Source organism: Paenibacillus sp. FSL R5-0517, assembly GCF_037974355.1.
In the GTDB taxonomy this organism is placed as follows: Bacteria; Bacillota; Bacilli; order Paenibacillales; family Paenibacillaceae; genus Paenibacillus.
Genome location: NZ_CP150235.1, coordinates 381,233 through 400,992, shown reverse-complemented (window position 1 = coordinate 400,992; position 19,760 = coordinate 381,233). Strand labels below are relative to the sequence as shown.

The 19,760-nt window shown below is 49.2% G+C and carries 14 protein-coding genes; 2 read left to right on the top strand and 12 right to left on the bottom strand.

Annotated elements, in window-relative coordinates:
- Positions 1 to 33: 33 nt before the first annotated feature.
- The 6 genes from MKX40_RS01920 to MKX40_RS01895 all read right to left on the bottom strand — a co-directional run bounded on the left by MKX40_RS01920 (position 34) and on the right by MKX40_RS01895 (position 6,986).
- The gene (locus MKX40_RS01920; protein ID WP_339239181.1) at positions 34 to 1,998 is read right to left on the bottom strand and encodes a glycosyl hydrolase; all 1,965 of its coding nucleotides are present in this window, start codon (positions 1,996 to 1,998) and stop codon (positions 34 to 36) included.
- On the bottom strand, positions 1,991 to 3,982 hold the full coding sequence (locus MKX40_RS01915) for a heparinase II/III family protein (RefSeq protein WP_339239180.1): 1,992 nt from the start codon (positions 3,980 to 3,982) through the stop codon (positions 1,991 to 1,993). The genes MKX40_RS01920 and MKX40_RS01915 overlap by 8 nt, the downstream gene beginning before the upstream one ends.
- 299 nt (positions 3,983 to 4,281) lie before the next feature.
- The gene (locus tag MKX40_RS01910; protein WP_339239179.1) at positions 4,282 to 4,938 is read right to left on the bottom strand and encodes an SGNH/GDSL hydrolase family protein; all 657 of its coding nucleotides are present in this window, start codon (positions 4,936 to 4,938) and stop codon (positions 4,282 to 4,284) included.
- A gap of 115 nt (positions 4,939 to 5,053) precedes the next feature.
- Positions 5,054 to 5,851 (bottom strand): NAD(P)-dependent oxidoreductase, encoded by a 798-nt coding sequence (locus MKX40_RS01905; RefSeq protein ID WP_339242877.1) that lies wholly within the window; start codon positions 5,849 to 5,851, stop codon positions 5,054 to 5,056.
- A 110-nt stretch (positions 5,852 to 5,961) separates the two neighbouring features.
- Positions 5,962 to 6,291: an AzlD domain-containing protein gene (locus tag MKX40_RS01900; protein ID WP_062837141.1), complete on the bottom strand. Its 330-nt coding sequence runs from the start codon at positions 6,289 to 6,291 to the stop codon at positions 5,962 to 5,964.
- Entirely contained in the window at positions 6,282 to 6,986 is a 705-nt protein-coding gene (locus MKX40_RS01895) for an AzlC family ABC transporter permease (protein ID WP_339242875.1), read from the bottom strand. Before MKX40_RS01895 ends, MKX40_RS01900 begins: the two co-directional genes overlap by 10 nt.
- Positions 6,987 to 7,433: 447 nt before the next feature.
- Between MKX40_RS01895 and MKX40_RS01890 the strand changes: the two genes are divergently transcribed.
- Positions 7,434 to 9,434: a methyl-accepting chemotaxis protein gene (locus MKX40_RS01890; protein ID WP_339239177.1), complete on the top strand. Its 2,001-nt coding sequence runs from the start codon at positions 7,434 to 7,436 to the stop codon at positions 9,432 to 9,434.
- A 135-nt stretch (positions 9,435 to 9,569) separates the two neighbouring features.
- On the opposite strand, the gene MKX40_RS01885 is transcribed toward MKX40_RS01890, so the two are convergent.
- Complete coding sequence (locus MKX40_RS01885; protein WP_339239176.1) at positions 9,570 to 10,766, bottom strand: DUF2087 domain-containing protein; 1,197 nt, start codon at positions 10,764 to 10,766, stop codon at positions 9,570 to 9,572.
- A gap of 269 nt (positions 10,767 to 11,035) precedes the next feature.
- On the bottom strand, positions 11,036 to 13,009 hold the full coding sequence (locus MKX40_RS01880) for a methyl-accepting chemotaxis protein (protein WP_339239174.1): 1,974 nt from the start codon (positions 13,007 to 13,009) through the stop codon (positions 11,036 to 11,038).
- Between the two features lie 233 nt (positions 13,010 to 13,242).
- On the opposite strand from MKX40_RS01880, the gene MKX40_RS01875 reads away from it, so the two are divergent.
- Complete coding sequence (locus MKX40_RS01875; protein ID WP_339239173.1) at positions 13,243 to 14,676, top strand: serine hydrolase; 1,434 nt, start codon at positions 13,243 to 13,245, stop codon at positions 14,674 to 14,676.
- A gap of 201 nt (positions 14,677 to 14,877) precedes the next feature.
- Here MKX40_RS01875 and nagZ read toward each other — a convergent pair whose 3' ends face one another.
- Genes nagZ through ugpC form a run of 4 tightly spaced genes read right to left on the bottom strand, consistent with a single transcriptional unit; the run spans position 14,878 to position 19,662 of the window.
- Positions 14,878 to 16,566 carry a beta-N-acetylhexosaminidase gene (gene nagZ, locus MKX40_RS01870; RefSeq protein ID WP_339239172.1) on the bottom strand — a complete coding sequence of 563 codons (1,689 nt, stop codon included), beginning with the start codon at positions 16,564 to 16,566 and terminating at the stop codon, positions 14,878 to 14,880.
- Positions 16,567 to 16,597: 31 nt separating this feature from the next.
- The gene (locus tag MKX40_RS01865; RefSeq protein WP_339239171.1) at positions 16,598 to 17,794 is read right to left on the bottom strand and encodes a DUF1343 domain-containing protein; all 1,197 of its coding nucleotides are present in this window, start codon (positions 17,792 to 17,794) and stop codon (positions 16,598 to 16,600) included.
- Positions 17,794 to 18,504 (bottom strand): hypothetical protein, encoded by a 711-nt coding sequence (locus MKX40_RS01860; RefSeq protein WP_339239169.1) that lies wholly within the window; start codon positions 18,502 to 18,504, stop codon positions 17,794 to 17,796. Before MKX40_RS01860 ends, MKX40_RS01865 begins: the two co-directional genes overlap by 1 nt.
- 48 nt (positions 18,505 to 18,552) lie before the next feature.
- A complete protein-coding gene (gene ugpC / locus MKX40_RS01855) occupies positions 18,553 to 19,662 on the bottom strand; it encodes a sn-glycerol-3-phosphate ABC transporter ATP-binding protein UgpC (protein ID WP_339239168.1) in 1,110 nt (369 codons plus the stop codon).
- Positions 19,663 to 19,760 lie beyond the last annotated feature (98 nt).

Below are 19,760 nucleotides of genomic sequence, written 5' to 3'. Positions count from 1 at the left end.
TTTTGCGATGTTTCAGATCTAATGATCCTCGACCTAAACGCCTTCCTGTGTAACCTCACCCAATCGGACCGTAAAGGTCAGACTACGTGCTCCGTTCACTTCAATCCGCGCTTCTTTCAGCAACCCATTACGGGAAGCCACGACCTGATCCTCCAGATGAATAATGGCTTCCTGATCCAGCGCTGTAGATTCGACATATGCCCCCCGATACGTAGTGCGCACACTTTGATCCGTATGGGTAATCACCGCCTGTTCACGACCATCATGGAACATCAACGGAATGAGTGCACCTGCCGCCACAATTTCCCCTTGGAATTCATACGTTATGGTCAGCAAGTCTGCCTGCTGCACATAATGAGTGCGCAAGGTTTCAACACCAGGCAAGGGACCAACCCATGTCACAGCAAAAGAATTCTCTGAGGCGTTTATCCCCTCTTCCGCAGCTCTTTCCGCCAAATGTCCCTCTACTTGATTCGACGTATCCTGGCCCACTTTTTCATACACGATTGACCCACCTCCCTGAGCAGGGTCTAATCCAACATCCCGATCATACGCACCACCCGATGGAATACCCTCTGCAAGGCTATGCCATACCCCATCTGGTGTCTTCCAGGCAGGACAATAGCTGAGCGGACGGACCACCCCTTCGGCAAATTCCGTGAATCCGGCCTGCACATGGCTGGCAGCGGACGGACCAATCAGACCAGGTAACCCTGTCTGCTGAATTCGTACCAAACCAGGGATCGTATACGGATCATTCATCGCTGTGTGTACTACCAGTTGCTGACCAGGTACGGATGCAATCACGGTTTCGAACCACCCATCGGTCTGCAACACTCGGCTGCCCACCTCGGAAGGAAGGTACACCTGGCTCACTTGGTCTCCCGGATCACTGAGACAGGCGTGGGCCAGTGCTGCTGCTGTCCACAGGTTGTAACACGTGTGGTTGGTATAGATCTCATACCCGTGGCGATCTTCTGGCGCGTATTCATTGCGCACGATTTTCAGGCGCCCATCATCCATTTTCCAACGCTCTACAGCGGCAAAACACCGATTAGCCGCACGTGCAAAAGCACCAGCCATCACCGGATCTCCCGCCTCCAGAGCCTGCGTTGCATGTGTAGAACATACATAAGCGGCGGCCGCTTCATTCCATTGGTGCTGAGAGCTGCGACCACGCGGTGGAATCTCACCTAGCGGCGAGAGCGTCAGTAGCGAGCTGAAGGCACCATGGCGCAGCTGCTCACGTAACCTATTGGCAGTGGCTCCCTCATAACCCGCCTCAAGCATCACGCCCAGATGATAACGGGTGGCAATATCATAGGAAAATGGACAGTTCGGACGGTCTAGCGGCCCATCCTGATACAAACCAAGTGCCGTAAATCGAGGCAGATGATAAGCTTCCAGATAACGATCCATCCACGCTGTATCTTCACTTGCCAACTGTTCATGCCACCGCAGGTATTCGCCAGAGATCATAATGGCGTTCCAGTTAATCATGCGATTGGGATTATTCATGTTGCTCATCGTAAATACATAATCTTGTTCAGGATGGATCGTCTTGAGCGCCTCTGCCCAGATCTTGGCTTGTTCAGGCAGATGTGACTTCAACAACATGTAAGCTCTCATCATGAGTACCGGGAAAAAATCAGGGTGATTGTCAGGTGCGCTACGTTTGACCACGGCATCAATGCTCTGTGACAGGGCCGCCGCGGCAGAATCAAGCAGATCTGTACGTCCGGCATCAACCAGGACTGCCGCAGCCATCACATAGGCTGGGGTAGAGTAATATCTCTCGACACCCGAGAACGGATCGATGATTGCACCATCGCTGTCCTGATACGGGGTGTAAGCGCGCACAATACTCTCCACAAGTTCCAGTTTGCGATCCTGATTCCAGCCGTCTGCCGGAGCGGGGCCCGCTTGTTCTGCCAACGTCCGGTAACGTTTGAGTTCATCTTTCCATGGATACGTGGACACAGATGTATATTCACTCATACATGCTCACCTCGGTTTCTCCCATTTTCGGTTCAATGATGAAGCGTACCTCACATACCGTTTCAAGCGAATTAGGGCATTCTGTCCGAACATCCGTCTCATCAATCACACCTGTCCATGATAGTGACGTCCGATAGAATGTGACGGGAACATTGTCATGATCAACTGTGTTCATAACCTCCGTAAAAACCTGCCACTGGTTCGCATCATACGCCATATGGACCGTTCCATGCACACCTTGCCAGCGAAGGTTACCGCTCTTCACCACCTCAGGTTGTACTCTGCTCATCCAGCGCTCCACTACGCTCGAATATCCTGCATCTGAATCATCTACCGAAGAGAATCGTTCTGTCGAAAGCACCATCCTACTCTTCCATTGAAAACGGTCAATTAGACGCAATTCCGCCCCACTCCCGCTACCTTCAGAAGCCATCTTCCAATGAAATTGACGTGTATAACGAGCCAGTGAAGCAGCTCCAGGGTATGCGGATGTCAGATCCAATGTTGTATTCAGCTCACCGCTATCCGCTGCCAGTCTTGCCTCTAACACATGGGCTTGCGCTTGCCGGCCCGAGCTTTGCTCCTGGCCTTCAATGAGCGGAACGTTATGCCCGGATGACGAGATGTGGAACAGGTGCTCTCTGCCTGGTGCAAAATACGCTTGGGTATACAACCCTGCTCCCGGATCACACAGGATATTCTCACCCCCGCAATGGATAATGAACTGACCCAGATCATTATGGTTGTGAGGTTCATCGTTATGTCCGCCTTTAACGGAAACAGCCACATGAAGGGGCGCGCCGCTGGAACGTTGGTTACCTGGAGAATCAAGCACACCCTTCGCAACCATCCAGCCCAGATTTTGAAAAATAAATCCTCGTTCAACCTGTCCAGAGGCTCCTTCATCACCATATACTGCCGGATTGCTCCACATTACGTTCCGCACTAGATGTGCCCAGCGATGACAGGGATCATCAGTAAGCAGTGGAATATGAAGCGGTAGATCTACCTGCAACCCCACCCGGGACACGAGCAGCGAGAGTAATCCGGAAGGAATCTCTTCCTGCTCCGCACTGTCCGAATAGTTCACGAATGTGCCGCCCGACAGATGCACTCGCAGCGGGAAGGCTGCGATGGCTGCGATTTTGGAACCCGTCAGCAGATCCAGTTCGCCCTTACTGTACTCACGAAGCATCTCGGCATAATAGGTGAAATAACCGAATCCATATACCCAATATCCAATGCCTTCAGCACAGCCGCCATCCTCGCCATAACCACTCAGGAATGCGTTCATACAGCTGACCGTATGGGAGATTGATTCCCTTATTGTGGACTCATCCTTGAGCAGCAACAATGCGGCCATGCCGCAGCAGCCACCACAGACCGCCGACCAATTGTGATCCGCTGTCTGCCAGTGGAACTTCTGCTGATCCCGGTAAAGCGGGCCGAAGATTCGCCGTTCTGCTTCACACCTGATCCGCTCTATGACAAGACGATCCAGCCGATCGGCGTGAATGGTCACCATCTCTGCCAGCATATGTACTGTCTCTGCGGCGAACAGATCGATGTTCCCATTCACCTGATCGACCTCTCCCGTACCCAGATGTGCGGGCAAACACCACGTATACTCGCCACACACGTCCCACAACATTTCCTCCAGCGTTTGCAGTGCATACGGCCTCGCCGTGTCCAATGCGAGCATCGCCACAGCAGCCAGCCTGCCCCTTCGATCGAAATAAGCCTGCTCATAAGCCTTCCGCTCACCCGTATCACTGAACTGGCGATATAGACGGAACGACAAGGAGGGCAAGGGTTCCAACAAGGCGCGTTCACCATAAGCCTTCAAGTCCGTGTATAACGTAGCCAATTCAGGTCGGAGCAACTGCTCTCGAAGTCTGTCGGCACGTAGGGAGCCTGCTGCTTTGCTCTCATTTCCACGTTGGTTTATATTTTCATTTTCGACTTCGTGAATGGAATCTTCCACTGGATTCACCACTCTTCGTTAATGGATTGTCATACCTATATATTATAATGTAATCGATTTCATTTTACCGGATATGATAGCACTTTTGAAGAATTATCCATTAGAATCCATTCCACCGCGTTATGCCCTTCTCCTTCCAAAACCCAAAAAAAAGGAGAACCCTCGTCAGGTTCTCCGTTGCATTCTGCCTGTCAACACAGGCTTTTGATAGCTATCTCATATTCTTAACTATTTTATATCTTCAACTAATCCTGAAACCCTTTAATGCTGCTGTCCATATCGCAACTGTCCGTTGTTTGTTACACAATTGCAAGCGGAGAATTCTGTACAACAGACAACCATTGGCGTGCAATCAGCTCATGACCTGCCGCGGTTGGATGGACGCCATCCCATAACCAGTACGCTGCATCCGCATGCTTCAGAGCATCATTAAACGTCTGCTGCAATGGCACCCACACCGCTCCGAATTCTTCAGCAAGACCTTGAGCCAGTTTCTGATATTGACCGATATACGCTTCCCAGGCATCCCATTTCTCCGCGGTCGCTCCGGTATTCAGGATAAACGGTTCCATCAATACCAGCCCCGTATCCGGCATCACTTCCCGTGTTTCTTCGAGCAAATGGCGATATGCTCGTCCGAAACGATCCGTTACCCCGCTAGGTTCACCATTCATCGTGCGCCAAGCATCATTCACCCCAATCAGGATGCTGATCAGGTCCGGTTTTAGACTAATGGTATCCTCATTCCAGCGTGCGTACAGATCAGATGCCCGATCCCCACTGATGCCTCTGTTATAGAAGGTCTTATGTTTGCCCGCCAGTTCCATACCCAGTTTGCTGGAGATCAGATACGCATATCCGTGTCCGAGAAAATGATTCGGATCATCATTGCGTGATCTTCCCCCATCTGTAATCGAGTCTCCCTGAAACAATATAACGGATGGACTTGTACTCATGATTGAAATCGTTCCTTCCTCTTGTGCAAAATGGAAACACTGAACACCTCAGTCTCCATTTTATCCCTTTCGGCTACAATAGAAAATAGCGTTTTCATCACAAAGTGTGGCCTTCTTAAGAATCCTTCGGTTCCTTCTCCACATGGCCTCCGCCCTGAAAGGCGGTCTCATCCTGTTTATCAGGTACGCCCCTAAGTTTTGCCTCTTCCCACAGCTCGGCCGCATCATCCTGTGGAATGTATCCAATCTTCTGAGCCAGATAGCCAATATCATAATAGTTATCCGTATTCGCCGAGGTTCCATACAGATTCAAATACTTCATATCCGAATCCGCTTCAATACAGCATTCAGCGAGCTGAACCATGTCTCTTGGTGAGATCCAAATATGAGCCGAGCGCTGCGAGTGCGGGTATGTATCACCAGAGAAGTTTCCAATCCGAATATTGAAGGAGGACAGATCATATTTGTCGACATAATAACGTCCCAGCAGTTCAATATAACATTTGCTAAGTCCGTAGAAGCTGTCCGGTCGGTACGGATCATCCACTTCAATATCCTCACCTGTAGGATAGAATCCTGTCGCATGATTGGAACTTGCAAAGATCACTCGCTGAACACCGTTCAACCGTGCTGCTTCATACACATGGTAGGCCCCGGTTACGTTGATCGGTAGAACTTTGCCCAGAAAATCTTCCTCATCCTTAGCCCATGCAATGTGCAGAACCGTGTGAACCCCTTTCATCAGTTCTTTCAGGTGTTCTCCATCTGTCACATCCATGGCTACAATGCCAGCTTCCTCATCCTCACGCAGATCCGCTGCAACGATATCATACGTACCCTTGGCTTTCAGCCCCTCCAACAGACTGCGACCAATGACTCCGGCAGCTCCCGTAATTAACAGCTTGCGCTTCAGTTTACTCATGAATCCAGCTCCCTTCGCTCAGATAGACTATCTATCCTTTATAGAACAGTATTAACCGATCAAGCGAAGGAATTACCGGATGTTATAATACAACCAAGCTATTAACCAATCCAATATCGCAAAATCATCATAGCCACAATACCGACCAGTACGGTTCCAAGCAGACTGCGTGTCCAGATCGCTACTGCAATCGTCGGCAGGGAAGCCCACAGAGCTGCATTATGCGTAATCGGCACCAACTGGTTGTCCGACATGAACAGTTCCTGACCAATCAATGCTGCCATGACCGCTACGGGTACATACTCCAGCCAACGCAACAACCACATGGGAATCTGTATCTTGCTGAACAGCATCAGTGGCAGTACACGCGGGATAAATGTTAACAGCGCCGACCCCATAATAATCCAGAATACATCCCATCTTACTTCCATCGTTCCATGAACACTCCCAACGTTGCCGCAATGACCGCAGCCACAATGACACTCATGCTGCCTAGTGAAGCCATGCTGGCGAAGATTACACAGACCACAGCGATGATCGCCACATTGATATGTATTTTTTTGTTTTTACGATGCACCAATTGGAGTACAACCAGTCCAATAAACATCGCAGGCAGGGCATAATCCAGACCCAGTCGTTCCGGATTGGTGATCCAGCGTCCAAAGTACGCTCCCGCCATATTAGCCACGAACCAGTTCAGATATGCGGTAATATTCAGACCGTGCATCCACCGTTCGCTAAGCCTTTCCCTACCAATCGCCCGTGTCATCGCCACGCCGAAAGACTCATCCGTAAGCAATGAACCGATCCACATATTTTTAAGCGGGGTCAGATGCCGAAAATACGGTGATACAGCTGCGCTGAGTAGCAAATGACGAAGATTCACAAAAAATATGGTGAATATGATAGCTACTGCTGACCCATTCGATGCGAGCATGCCCGCCGCAATGAACTGGGCCGATCCTGCATATAGAATCAGGCTGAGCAGCGCCGTTTCCGCCAGACTCAGACCTGCGGTCATTTCAATGACACCCGCTGCAAAACCAATACTCAAATAACCAAGCAAGGTTGGGATACAATCTTTGACCCCCTGCATGAATGTAGCATGATCCTGGACCTCTTTCATGTTCTCCTGTCCAGATATCTGTAATGTACTTTGGTCCAACTGCGGTACAACCCCTCTCCAATTTTTGTCTCCATCAACCGATATATATGGATGTAGATCCATCTAGGTCCATTCTTCATGAAAACAACTTCTTTGTGTATTCAACATGATCAGTTACATGCCTTGTGGATTTCGCAATTTGCAAAATTTCATTTCACATTAATTTAGAAATATACCACAAGATGTGCACTAAGGGAGAGACAGATTCTTTTTTATAGAACAGATGTAATCCTAAATACCTATAAAACCGAAAAGTATTTTCATAAAACTCATAAATAATGTTGAATAAACTCGAATTTTGTCATGCGATAGCACCAGAAACATCTGGAAAGGATGGAATGAACTATCTTTTACCAGATTGACTTGTCCACCAGACATAGGGATGGGTTACACAGAGGGGGAATGTGTATGAAGAAGATTAATAAACAAAGGGCCAGAAGAACGCTGCAGATGAGAGAGAAACTGATTCTGTCATTTGCCATTGTTCTACTCATTCCCACAATCAGTCTGGGCATTATCTCGTTCCAAACCGCCGAGGCCAAGGTCGAAGAGAAAATGTATGAGAACGCAATTAGCAATGTTACTGTGCTCAACCAGACCATTGATCAGATCATTGGCGCAACACGTAAGAATGTTGATTTCTTGGCAAGTCAGCTGGATGCAGGCAATGTTGGACCGAACCAAGGTGACGAGACGGATACCATACGTACCTTGCTTGACGCGTATAAGGAAACCCATGATGACGTGGAACTTGCCTCCATCGGCACGGATCAAGGCGTGTATATTAACTCCCCTGTAACTGCGGTGAACAAAGAAGGATACGACCCGCGCGAACGCCCGTGGTATCAGGCTGCTACGCAGAACAAGGATGTCCCTACCGTAATCACCCCTTACATATCAAGCAATACCGGCAATGTTGTTGCTTCGGTAGCTCAGACCTCGGCAGATGGACACGGTGTCGTCTCTGTAAGTCTTTCGCTTGAGGCCCTCTCCCAGACGGTTAATTCCACAAAGATCGGTGAGAAGGGTTATGTCTATATCATTGATAATGCCAACAAAATCATTGTACATCCTACCGAAAAACCGGGAACCGAAGGAACCATGGAACCCTATAAAGATATTTTTGCACAGAAGAACGGAAGTCTGACTTATACGCTAAACGGAAACCAGGAACACGCCTTTTTCTCCACTAATGAAACGACAGGCTGGACCGTGGTCGGTGTCATTGATAGTGGTGAAGTAACGGCATCTGTCCGGCCTATCTTCTACACCACACTTATCGTTATTGCGATTGCGATCGCTGTAAGCTCCATCATTATTTTCTGGATTGTGCAATCCATTACCAAACCGCTGAACCGCTTGGTGAAGGCATCTGACGAGATTAGTAATGGTAACCTGACCATCGAGGTTGCTGTATTGGGACAGGATGAATTCGGCAAGCTGAGCACCAGTTTCAATAAGATGAGTGAATCCTTGCGAACCGTTATTCAGGACGTGCGACACACGGCTGACGAGTTAACCACCTCTTCCACACAGTTGGCAGTCAATTCATCCGAGACAACCAAAGCCACAGAGCAAGTTGCCCTGATCACGGAAGAATCTGCAGCTGGACTTGAGAAACAAACCAGCAGCCTGAAGCATACGGCACAGCAGATGAATGAGCTTGCTGGAGGTGTGGGGCAGGTAACGAACAGCACACAGCAAGTATCCGAAGCTGCCATGCAAGCCAGTGAGCTCGCGGATAAAGGAAATGCCACGATGCAGACGGCCGTATCCGAGATGAGTTCCGTTAGTCGCTTTGTACAAGGTATGGCGGATACTGCTGGACGACTTGGACAGCATTCCACATCCATTGGTGAGATGGTATCTGTCATTACAGATATCGCTGCACAAACCAATTTGCTTGCTCTCAATGCTTCTATTGAAGCAGCACGTGCAGGTGAGCATGGACGTGGCTTCTCCGTTGTTGCCAGCGAAGTTCGCAAGCTCGCAGAACAATCCAGCCTGTCCGGCCAGAAGATTGTAGAGATGGTTGGAGCGATTCAACAGGAGATTTCATTGGCCAATCACAATGTTCAGATCGGGCAACAGGATGTAAGCAATGGCATTCGTGCTGTTCAGTTTGCAGATGAAGCTTTTGCCCAGATTAGTCAGGCTGTCGGGGTCGTCAATCATCAGCTTGAGAACATTGCAGCCGCCTCACAGCAGATGTCTGCAAGTACAGCCGAAGTAGTGCAATCCATTGATCAGATCCACGCGATATCGGAAACCAATGCCGATGGAACAGAGAACATCTCCGCTGCTACGGAGGAGCAAGTGGCTTCCATGCAGGAGATATCTTCCTCTGCTGATTCCCTTGCTCATCTGGCTCACAAGCTGCAGAAGCTGGTGGAACAATTCAAGCTGTAATCGTTATCGTGTAAAAGATTTAGTTCAACTTATATAATAGGTAGTCTGTAACACCCAAAGCCCCTTTGCCATCATATTGGCAAAGGGGCTTTGGGTTATAATAGGTCAGGCATTTTAGAGAGGAACCTGTCCCGCTTATTCAGCAGATGGCTTTTTATCTCCGTGGTACCCTTGATCTCCATAAGGCTCTAACTGTTCAAACCAACGGTTCAGACATTTGGCGAGTGCATCTTTGGGATCGTAATATGGGTTATCATCTGGCTTCAATGTCTCCAAGACTTCGATCACAAACGCATTTTCTCCATATTCATTCCATTCAGCCTGCAACCTCCGATTCAGATGGCTACCCATCTGTAGCATAAACCGTTGTCCGTTAATGGTTTTCAAGTTAAGCGTGCTGTCGATATAGACTTTGTTGTTACGTTCATTCCGAATCTGGTAGACACCTGCTTCCGTTTTGACTTCCTTCGCCTGTTCCTGCAATTCTTTGCGACGATTCATCTTCTCCTGCTCCCCCTTTTCTTTGCGTTCCTGTTTTCCATCTCCGGCACTCTGTTCATCTGCGCGGCTTCCCAACCAATACTGACTGCCGTCTGACTCACGTTTGAGCAAACCATAGTCGATGAGATACCTCCTTATTTCCACGTAATCCTCATGAACTTCCTTCAGCAGCTCATTGACCTGTTTTTCGGAATATTGACGCTCTGGATCGAATCGTTTGGCTATCTCGGTGAGCACGATATATTTATGCTTTTGCTGCATATGAAACGTCGTCAGTGGACCGCCAGTACCCTCCGGAAAATATTTATTCAGCACCTTCTGCCGATCCTGTTCTGTAATATCAAATGAGCCAGGATGGATCGTATGCTCATGTCTTGTCACCGGTGACACCCATTCGGCTGGAGCCTGGGTATCCTTGCTTTTGAGAAGTTCCATTAATGCCAGGAATATCTTGGCCTGCCGCTCCTTCTCCTTCAATACAAACCGATGATTCCGGATCGTGGAAGCACTCCCAATACCCAGGGCTTTCTGTACTTCAGCATCCTTCTTGCCTTCATGAAACTGAGCCAGCAAACCACGCTGGACATCAGACAATCCGGTTACGCTTTTATCCAGCTCCAGCAAGTACTCAAATACTGACCCATGCACCTTTTCAATATGCACACGCATATAACGGGCTGCCTCATAGAGCACCCCTTCTTCGGGGTAGATAATCCCCGCTTCCGTCCTGTATCCACAGCAGACGCATACATAGACGGGACCTTCCTCCAGATAACCACGCTTGATCTCTTCCAATGAAGCGGTTTGCAACCAGGTTTCTGATGATTTCATGGTAAAACTCCTTTTATTGTCATGGTCATTTCAACCGAATAATATTTAACTTAATATATTTATGTTTGTTTATTTATAGACATATTATTACTTCGTTTGTAATATGTCAACATTTTTGAAAAGACTCTGTGTTTAAAGACATCACGGTCACCCCTTGTTTAACAAAAAAAGACCGCAGGGTCGTAACCCTGCAGTCTCATCGCAGAAAGGGCATTTCAGCACCTTCCCTAAACAATGTATCTTCACTTATTGTTCCAGTATCATCAGTTTTACAACTTAAACCGTTCAATCATGCTTTGCAGATCTTCAGCCATACGTGACAATGCTGCCGAAGATGCCGCAACCTCTTCCATTGTGGCCAATTGCTCTTGAGCTGCCGCCGATCCATCTTCTGTTCCAGAGGCAATTCTGTCCGACAGAACCATTGTATCACTTACCGCCTTGTTGATATGACTCATGCCGCCATCAATCTGACGGGAAGCCGCGGATACTTCTCCAGCTTGTGTTGCCACCAACTGAACCGCAGTACGAATGTTCTGGAATGCTTCGCCCGCTTGGGTAACCATCTGCGAACTCTTCACCATACCTTCTCCCGTACGGGCAAAGGTCGATTGCACTGCATTGGTTTTCTCCTGCATTTCGTGCATAAGCTCATTAATGCGCTCTGCTGAAGCGCCTGAACTGTGAGCCAATGTTTTCACTTCGTTGGCTACAACAGCGAATCCTCTTCCTTGCTCGCCAGCTCTTGAAGCTTCAATGGACGCATTCAATGCGAGGATGTTCGTCTGCTTGGCAATGGCCGTAATCTCGGCCACAATCACAAGAATCTCTTCATTTTTCGCGCGCAGATCCTCAATGACCACAGACATGGCCTTGCTCTCGTCATTCACCTGCTGAATATGGGTAACCGCTTCTTCCACGGTAACCATACCCGCTTCCGACTTGGTGGAAGCATCGAGAGCGATACGAGCGGTGTCCTCAGCACTGGATGAGATCTCTTTGACTCCAATGGACATTTCGCCAACGAGTTGGCCTGTAGCAGCGAGACTATTGTTCTGCAAAGTTGTTCCTGCAGCTGCATCCTGCATCAGTTCAGCCACCTGCTCTGTAGCTTTGGATGTCTGCTCGGAACTTGCCATGAGCTCTTCAGAAGATGCCGCCAGCTGGCTTGAAGTATCATGCACCTCTCCAAGTACACTACGCAGTGAAGTCGTCATCATATCGAAGCTCTCTCCAAGCTGTCCGAACTCATCCTTGCGCTGCAAGCCTACACGAACGGTTAGGTCGCCTGCACTTACTTGCGATGCTGCCTGTGTTAGTTGTAGTAATGGCCGATGAATGCTGCGGATAATAAAAACAAGCAGAATCAACCCAATAACCATTGCAGATGCCACGATCGTAATCGACCGGATCAGAATAGGCATGACGGCTTCCGTTGCTTCCGAAGGGACCATCTCGCCAACAATTTTCCAGCCTGTCACCGGATTGGTGAAATACACTGCTTCCACTTCATGACCCTCATATGTATACTTCACGGTTCCACTGTCTTTCGTATACATCTCATTAATATAGCTTTCATCTGATTGTGTACCGGATTCAATATTATAATGGAACAGGAATTTACCCCCGTTATCCAGCATGTACAGTTTTCCCTCTTTACCGATGCGAATCTGATCAACGGATTCTTTCAGATGATTGAGACTGACATTGGCCCCGAATACCCCTTTGCCATCAGCCAGCTTGACCGCTGCGGTCACAACCCACTCACCCGTAGAAGCCGATTGGAAGGTATCCGAGATTACAGGGACATCCTGAGACATGCCCATCTTATACCATGAACGTTCACGAGGATCATAATTCTGTTCCTCGGATTGTGGGGATTTCATCCAGCTGCCATCTTCCGCACCTGCGGTGAGTACCCCCAATTCCTTATGACTCTGAGACATCCGATCCATCTGCCTTTGCAGCGCAGGGGATTGATTAATAATATCGTTTGAAGTCATACCCGCCGCCATCTGTGCCGCGTTATCCTTCTCCATTTCCAACATTTGATTTATCTGCAGACTAAGCATTTCCGTTTTGGCCTGAGCGGAACGAATAATTTCCTGCTTAACCTGGTCAGCAGCCTTTTGATAAGACAACCAACCGACGGTAATGCTCGGTACAATCAGGAACAGGAGTAATGCAGCGATCAGACGTTTTTTTACGGTTAAAGTAAACCAGTTTCGAATCCTTTTCTTCATTTAACTATCCCCCATCATAATCTTCACCCATCCTTTTATCGGACAATCGCTGTAAAAATATTATGTATATATACTAAATTGGTACAAATTTAATCTAAATAATCTGATCAGATGATATGAATTATATCCGTTAATCGTTTTGACCCTCCAGGCGAGATCGTTTACAATGCTCATAAGTTGTCTATTCATGAAACGATTGGAAGGGGAGGATTCACATCTTACGTAAGTCACACATGCAACAACCTGTTTCCACAGTATATTCATCCATGTTTCGTATCCTGTTAGCGTTCATCCTGTGCGCAGGCCCGATTCTGGGACAAGCCGGTATCACGGCAGCCGCAGCCCAGACAACGCAAGCAGTTCACATTGAAGTGAATGGTGAGCAGCAATCCTGGAGGAACGCACCACTTATCATCAAAGGCTCAACGTTTGTTCCATTGCGGGATGTCGTCACATCCGTTAAAGGCACCTTGAAATGGGATAATCACACCAAGACAGCTACCATTACCGTTGGCAGAGACAAGCTGGTGCATCAGGCTGGCAGTAATTCCATTAGGGTAAATCAGGTTGAACTTGCTACAGGTGTGAATTCACGTACCATTAACGGTACGTTGATGGTGCCTGTTCGGGCCATGGCCAATGCAATCAAGGCAGACATTAAGGTCCAACGAACAGCCACGGGTCAGATGAGTGTGAATATGGTCACGGATCAAGTCAGCCTGCTGAACAGCGAAGTTGCCAGCGTAGATACGTATCTGCGCGAGATCAACTATCCAGGTATGGCGCTGATTGCCCGCGATGGTGAAGTCCTGTTAAGACAAGGCTACGGCCTTGCCGATGAACAGACGCTGAATCGTCCGGATCAGAAGACCCGAATCGCATCGCTGAGCAAATCCTTCACGGCCGCGTCCATTCTGAGTCTCGTGGAGGAAGGTAAGATTAATGTGCAAGATCCAATCTCCAAGTATATCTCCGGCATTCCTAAGGGAGACCAGATCACACTGCATATGCTGTTATCCCAGACTTCAGGTCTGCCATCCGCATTTGGTCGGGGTGAAGGAACTTCCATGGAAGAGACTGTAGAAGAGATTCGCCACAAAACGCTGAAGTTTGAACCAGGCAGTGCATATCTATACAGCAACAGCGGGTATGTTCTGCTTGCATACGTCGTAGAACAGGTATCCGGCATGAGTTACGCCGATTATGTGCAGCAGACGCTACTGAAGCCACTTGGCATGAAAAATTCGGGAGAGGCTTCCCGTAAAGTGCATACAATTAGTGGTTTTGTTCAACAAGATAACGCCTGGGTAACTGCTCCTTATTATGTTTCTCAATCCGGATCGGGCACCATCTATTCCACAGTAGACGATATGCTGAAATGGGACCGTGCACTGTATACGGACAAGATTCTAAGCCAGGATACGATTGAACAGATGTATGAGCCATACTCCGATAAAAACTATGGTTACGCCTGGATTCTCAAAGAGAACGGCAACAACCGTACCGTCTTCCATAACGGTAGTGGCGGTGGGTTCGCTACAGCCTTTTCACGTAATCTGTCCGATGATATCACGATTATCCTGCTCGGTAACCACGCAGGTATGGACATGACTTCACTTTTGGATGAAGTTGAAGCCAAGACAGCCCAAGCACTGCAATTGCAATAATGTATAATTATTTGTATACACATAACAAAGAGACGGTCCTATCAAGGATCGTCTCTTTGCTCTGCATATGTTTTTATTTTTACGGCCCATGATTCCACTTCACTCAACCAGCATTCATCTCTTTCCCATCCTGCAAAAGGCAGAGCAACTCGTATTCTCATCATTGCCAGGCAACCATCCATCCGTTCGTTCAACATCCGTCTACTTTATCGTCACAGGAAGCTTCCCTGCAAAAGGAATGTGTCCCATCAGCGCCTGAGCAACGCTATCCATGGCAAGTGGCCGGCTCTCGTAAGCCGCTACATAGACTTGTGCACCCGGAATCGCGAGCAGATCATAGGGACTTCGCAATGCCACCACTGCCAATGGCTTGCCCAGTTGCTGCAACCAGCCGATCAGTCGACACTGTGGATCACCGGAAGGACTTCCCGCATTGTAGGTACCTACCACAATCTGTCGAACCCCATCCTCTTCCGCTGCTTGAAGCAGACGTGCGGAACGAATGGCAACTTCCTCGGGCGTAACCACCCGATCAACAACATCCAGACCATACTTGGATAAAGCTGAGCCCAAGGTGAACGTCTGACTCAGCTGTTCGTCTGCAATCGTCGTCACGGACGTGGCAACCGTTATGACCAGCGTGCGTTCCGGCTTCAAAGGCAGCATATTCAGCTGATCGCGTACCAGCGTAATACTGTTCTCGCTAATTCGGCGGGCAACCTCTTGGTGTAATGAACTGTTGCGCTCAGACGCGCCGGAATGTGAAAGATCCTTTGATGAATCCGGGGAGGACATATTTGAGAATGTACTAATCACTTCCTCATCGCCTGCACCGTGCAATTCATTCTCCAGCAACCCATGTTTCGCCTTGTACATCAGCAAGCGGGTCACTGATTCATCGATACGACTTTCGCTAATCCGTCCGCTCTCCACAGCTGCTAGCAACGCTTCAAATGCCTCTGCCTGAAGTTTGGCCGTATGGCTAATTAATACCAGATCCGCTCCGGCCTCTACCGCCATCACAGCTGCATCGACCGTGCCATAGTTCACCGCAATGGCATCCATCTCCATACAATCTGTCACGATCATGCCCCGATAACCCAGTTCCTGGCGAAGCAGACCGCTTAATACGGTATGCGATAGCGTTACGGGCAGACCTTCTGGCTCCAGTGCAGGGAAATAAATATGCGCTGACATCATGGCATCGACACCTTCGGCGATGGCGGCGCGGAATGGAATCAACTCCAGGCGCTCTACCCGATCACGATCATGAGTGATGATCGGCAGGTCCAGATGAGAATCGGTGTCCGTATCCCCATGACCCGGGAAGTGCTTGGCTGTCGCTGCAATCCCGGCGTCCTGTATTCCCGCAATGGTCCTGGCCCCATATTCTGCAACGGATTGTGGAGATTCACCAAATGATCGTACACCAATGACCGGATTGGCCGCATTATTGTTCACATCCAGTACTGGAGCAAAGTTCATATTAATGCCCATGGATTTCAGCTCCAACCCACTGATATATGCCGCCTGATACGCATCGTCGATGGAACCGGCAGCGGCGATGGCCATTTGTCCAGGCATCAGAGCGATTCCTTCAGTAATTCGAGCTACCATGCCACCTTCCTGATCAATGGATATCCAGAGCGGCACATGTCCGCTGCTTTTGACAATCTGTTGTAGCCCCGAAGATAACCGTTCTACCTGCTCTGGCGACTCTACGTTGCGCGCAAAATAGATCACGCCACCGATTGGATACTTTCTGAGAAAGGATTCCACATCGCCAGTAGCTTCAGTGCCATGGAAGCCACAAAGCAGCATTTGCCCAACTTTCTCACGCAAGGTCATCTGTTTCAGACGAGACTGGTATAACTTTTTTTGCCCAATCATTTCATGCCTCCCTCCGATAACCAACATCCGTTTATGGATATAACAAAAACGGCTTTCGCCGCTCCTTCCATTCTGCTGCCTGTACCTTCCACGCTTCCATTAAACAAACGAATTCCGTACGGTCATGAATGGTCTCCCTGACGACCTTCCCCCCTGTCAGGAGGTCGATAAAGTACCTCGAACCCGGCTCAGGCGGCTCCAGCCAGCAGAATTGCTCCGGATAGAGTGACACCAGTTCATGCACAAGCACTAGCCCCGTCTCTACCGCCCGGAATTTCCTGCTGTCCGTTACAAAGATCCTTACGCCACCACACAGTTCACCTGCATGTTTGGAGAATGTTGGCGACATGTACACTGGATGCACATGCACACCTTCCAGCTTGTATTCCCGAAATCGTTCCGCCAAACGCTTCCCCTCAACCCAGGGTGCCCCAATCCACTCGAATGGGCGGGTCGTGCCCCTGCCCTCCGATACATTCGTGCCTTCGAACAGGCACGTACCCGCATATACCCTCACACTGTCCAGCGTGGGCATATTGGGAGAGGGCAGCATCCAGGGAAGCCCACAATCCGCAAACTCCATAGCGCGCTGCCATCCTTCCATGGCAACCACGTCCAATTCACAAGGTACATCCATCTCGCTGTTGACCATCAGGGCGAGTTCACCTACCGTCAATCCGGTACGTATAGGTACACGCCAGGCACCCACGAGTGATTCATACCCAGCGTTCAGCACACCGCCCTCCACGACGTCCCCTCCCAATGGATTGGGACGGTCCAGAATCAGCATTCGTTTGCCTGATAGAGCGCAGGCTTCCATCATATGGAACAAGGTTGAGGCATACGTGTAATAACGGACGCCCACATCCTGAATGTCAAACAGGACCGTATCGACTCCTGCCAGCATTGCAGGCGTAGGTCTCTTGTGATCCCCATACAGACTGAACACCGGAATGTCCAGACGTGGATGATGCATGTCTCCGAATCTGACACCCGCCTGAAGTTCTCCATCCAGTCCGTGCTCACAGGCATAGAGCGCTGTAAGCTCGGCATTAGCCAGTCCCGCGCACACATCTATGGTCGATACAAAATCCGCTGTAATTCCAGTCGGATTCGTAATTAGACCGATTCGAGCACCTGTTAACCATGGATGCGATAACCCTCTCGACAGAAGGTCAACCCCCGTTTTTACAGCCGGCATCTGCCCGGTTCCATTCATCTGGCTCATTACACATTCCCCTGGCTGATCCACCCTGTATGCTGGTGATCATTACCGCCTGTTACGACAGGTTCCTCTTCAGGCTCCAGCACATTGAGAGCCACCTTATGCTGATAGATAGCAAACATACCTCCAAACAGTGCTCCGAAACCAACAACAGTCAGCATCAGCAAAGCAGTCAGGCACATGGCTTGAAAACAGGCACTCATCGTGTACCCCGGGTGACGGAAGAACAGCTTTACACTTTCCCCCATCGCCTGAAGGATGCCCATGTTTTTTTGTAAAACAAGCTGCCAGGTATAGAACTGTGACATCACAACCATGAGAACAAAGAACGTCTGGAATACGCCTACCGCTGTACCTGTAATCCCACCCTGTCCACCGTAATACCACCAGGTTGACCATAGAATGAAACCAAGCACTGCGAAAAGCACACCCACTGATCCTCCCGGGATTATTCCCTTCACCGTTCCGAGCCAGATATCCTTAAGCCCATTGCGGCGTTCCATGCGTTCCAGCCTGTGATGCATGGCATAACAGACCCCGAACAGGAGGGGCATATATATCAAGGCCAGAAGCAGCACCGCAATCGGCAGCGGAGCAAACATCAGAATGGGAACCAATACGATGGAGCTAACGACACTGTACAGAGCCACTGAAATAATGTCCCGATAGATTTCTGCGCCCGACTTGACCAACACTTCACTCAGCTTACGCATTCTTTGTTCTCCCCTTTCTTACCGTTCCTCTTCACCCGGCCCGGTCTATTACTCCCGTCCAATCGCAAGCTCTGTCTCTGGATCGAAAAAGTGTGCCTTACGCAAGTCCAGCACAAAATTTTTGTCCATTCCTACATAAGCATGTGTTTCCGGGTGTACCTTGGCCGTAACCGTACGGGTACCGGAATGGAAATACACCAAATTCTCGGAGCCCAGATGCTCTACAACCTGAACCCGCGCCTGCAGCATATGGTCTGTCGGGATATTCGGAGCGACATCATCACCAAAAATATGCTCTGGGCGCAGCCCCATAATTACCGGCTTGCCTTGATAACTCTCAAGACGAGCAAGTACATCCGCTGGCAAAGTGAATGAGGCCCCCTCGATGACAACCTGTGTACCGTCAATCCGTGCATCAATAAAGTTCATTGCCGGGGAACCGATAAATCCGGCAACGAACATATTCCGCGGACTCGCATACAGTTCTTTCGGTGAAGCCACCTGCTGAATATCGCCATGATTCATAACCACGATGCGCTCTCCAAGGGTCATGGCCTCCACCTGATCATGCGTCACATACACAATCGTCGCACCAAGACGTTTATGCAGTTCTCCCAATTCCACTCGCATCTGCACCCGCAACTTGGCATCCAGATTGGACAGTGGCTCGTCGAATAAAAACACCTGTGGATCACGGACGATCGCACGTCCCACTGCCACACGTTGGCGCTGACCACCAGACAGCTCACGTGGTTTGCGTTCCAGCATCGCTTCCAGTCCCAGAATGGAGGCCGCATTCTGTACCTGTTCATCAATATAGGACTTTGGCTTTTTCAGATTTTTCAGGCCAAAGGATAGATTTTCACGGATGGTCATATGCGGATAGAGTGCATAGTCCTGAAACACCATCGCGATATCCCGATCCTTCGGATGCAGATCGTTAACGAGCCGGTCACCAATCACAATATCACCGCTTGTTTGCTTTTCAAGTCCGGCAATCATCCGCAGTGACGTTGTCTTGCCACAGCCCGAAGGACCCACAAACACTACGAATTCCTTATCTTCTATAACAAAGTCCGAGCCGGCCACAGCCGTGAACGTTCCTTTATGATCGTCTTTGAATTCTTTGCGCACTTGGCGAAACTCCACGCGTGCCATAGGTAGATCCCCCTTTACGTTGTCGCTTGTCCTGAACTATATAAGTTCAACTAACGATTATTTACACTGGCACTCCGATGACAGAACAACCTTCCGAT

Bases quoted from the DNA above. Each gene is read 5' to 3' on its own strand.
- MKX40_RS01890 (WP_339239177.1), top strand. From the start codon at position 7,434: ATGAAGAAGATTAATAAACAAAGGGCCAGAAGAACGCTGCAGATGAGA.
- MKX40_RS01895 (WP_339242875.1), bottom strand. From the start codon at position 6,986: ATGAAAGAGGTCCAGGATCATGCTACATTCATGCAGGGGGTCAAAGAT.
- MKX40_RS01910 (WP_339239179.1), bottom strand. From the start codon at position 4,938: ATGAGTACAAGTCCATCCGTTATATTGTTTCAGGGAGACTCGATTACA.
- MKX40_RS01885 (WP_339239176.1), bottom strand. From the start codon at position 10,766: ATGAAATCATCAGAAACCTGGTTGCAAACCGCTTCATTGGAAGAGATC.
- MKX40_RS01860 (WP_339239169.1), bottom strand. From the start codon at position 18,504: ATGCGTAAGCTGAGTGAAGTGTTGGTCAAGTCGGGCGCAGAAATCTAT.
- MKX40_RS01880 (WP_339239174.1), bottom strand. From the start codon at position 13,009: ATGAAGAAAAGGATTCGAAACTGGTTTACTTTAACCGTAAAAAAACGT.
- nagZ (WP_339239172.1), bottom strand. From the start codon at position 16,566: ATGATTGGGCAAAAAAAGTTATACCAGTCTCGTCTGAAACAGATGACC.
- MKX40_RS01900 (WP_062837141.1), bottom strand. From the start codon at position 6,291: ATGGAAGTAAGATGGGATGTATTCTGGATTATTATGGGGTCGGCGCTG.
- MKX40_RS01920 (WP_339239181.1), bottom strand. From the start codon at position 1,998: ATGAGTGAATATACATCTGTGTCCACGTATCCATGGAAAGATGAACTC.
- ugpC (WP_339239168.1), bottom strand. From the start codon at position 19,662: ATGGCACGCGTGGAGTTTCGCCAAGTGCGCAAAGAATTCAAAGACGAT.
- MKX40_RS01865 (WP_339239171.1), bottom strand. From the start codon at position 17,794: ATGAGCCAGATGAATGGAACCGGGCAGATGCCGGCTGTAAAAACGGGG.
- MKX40_RS01875 (WP_339239173.1), top strand. From the start codon at position 13,243: ATGCAACAACCTGTTTCCACAGTATATTCATCCATGTTTCGTATCCTG.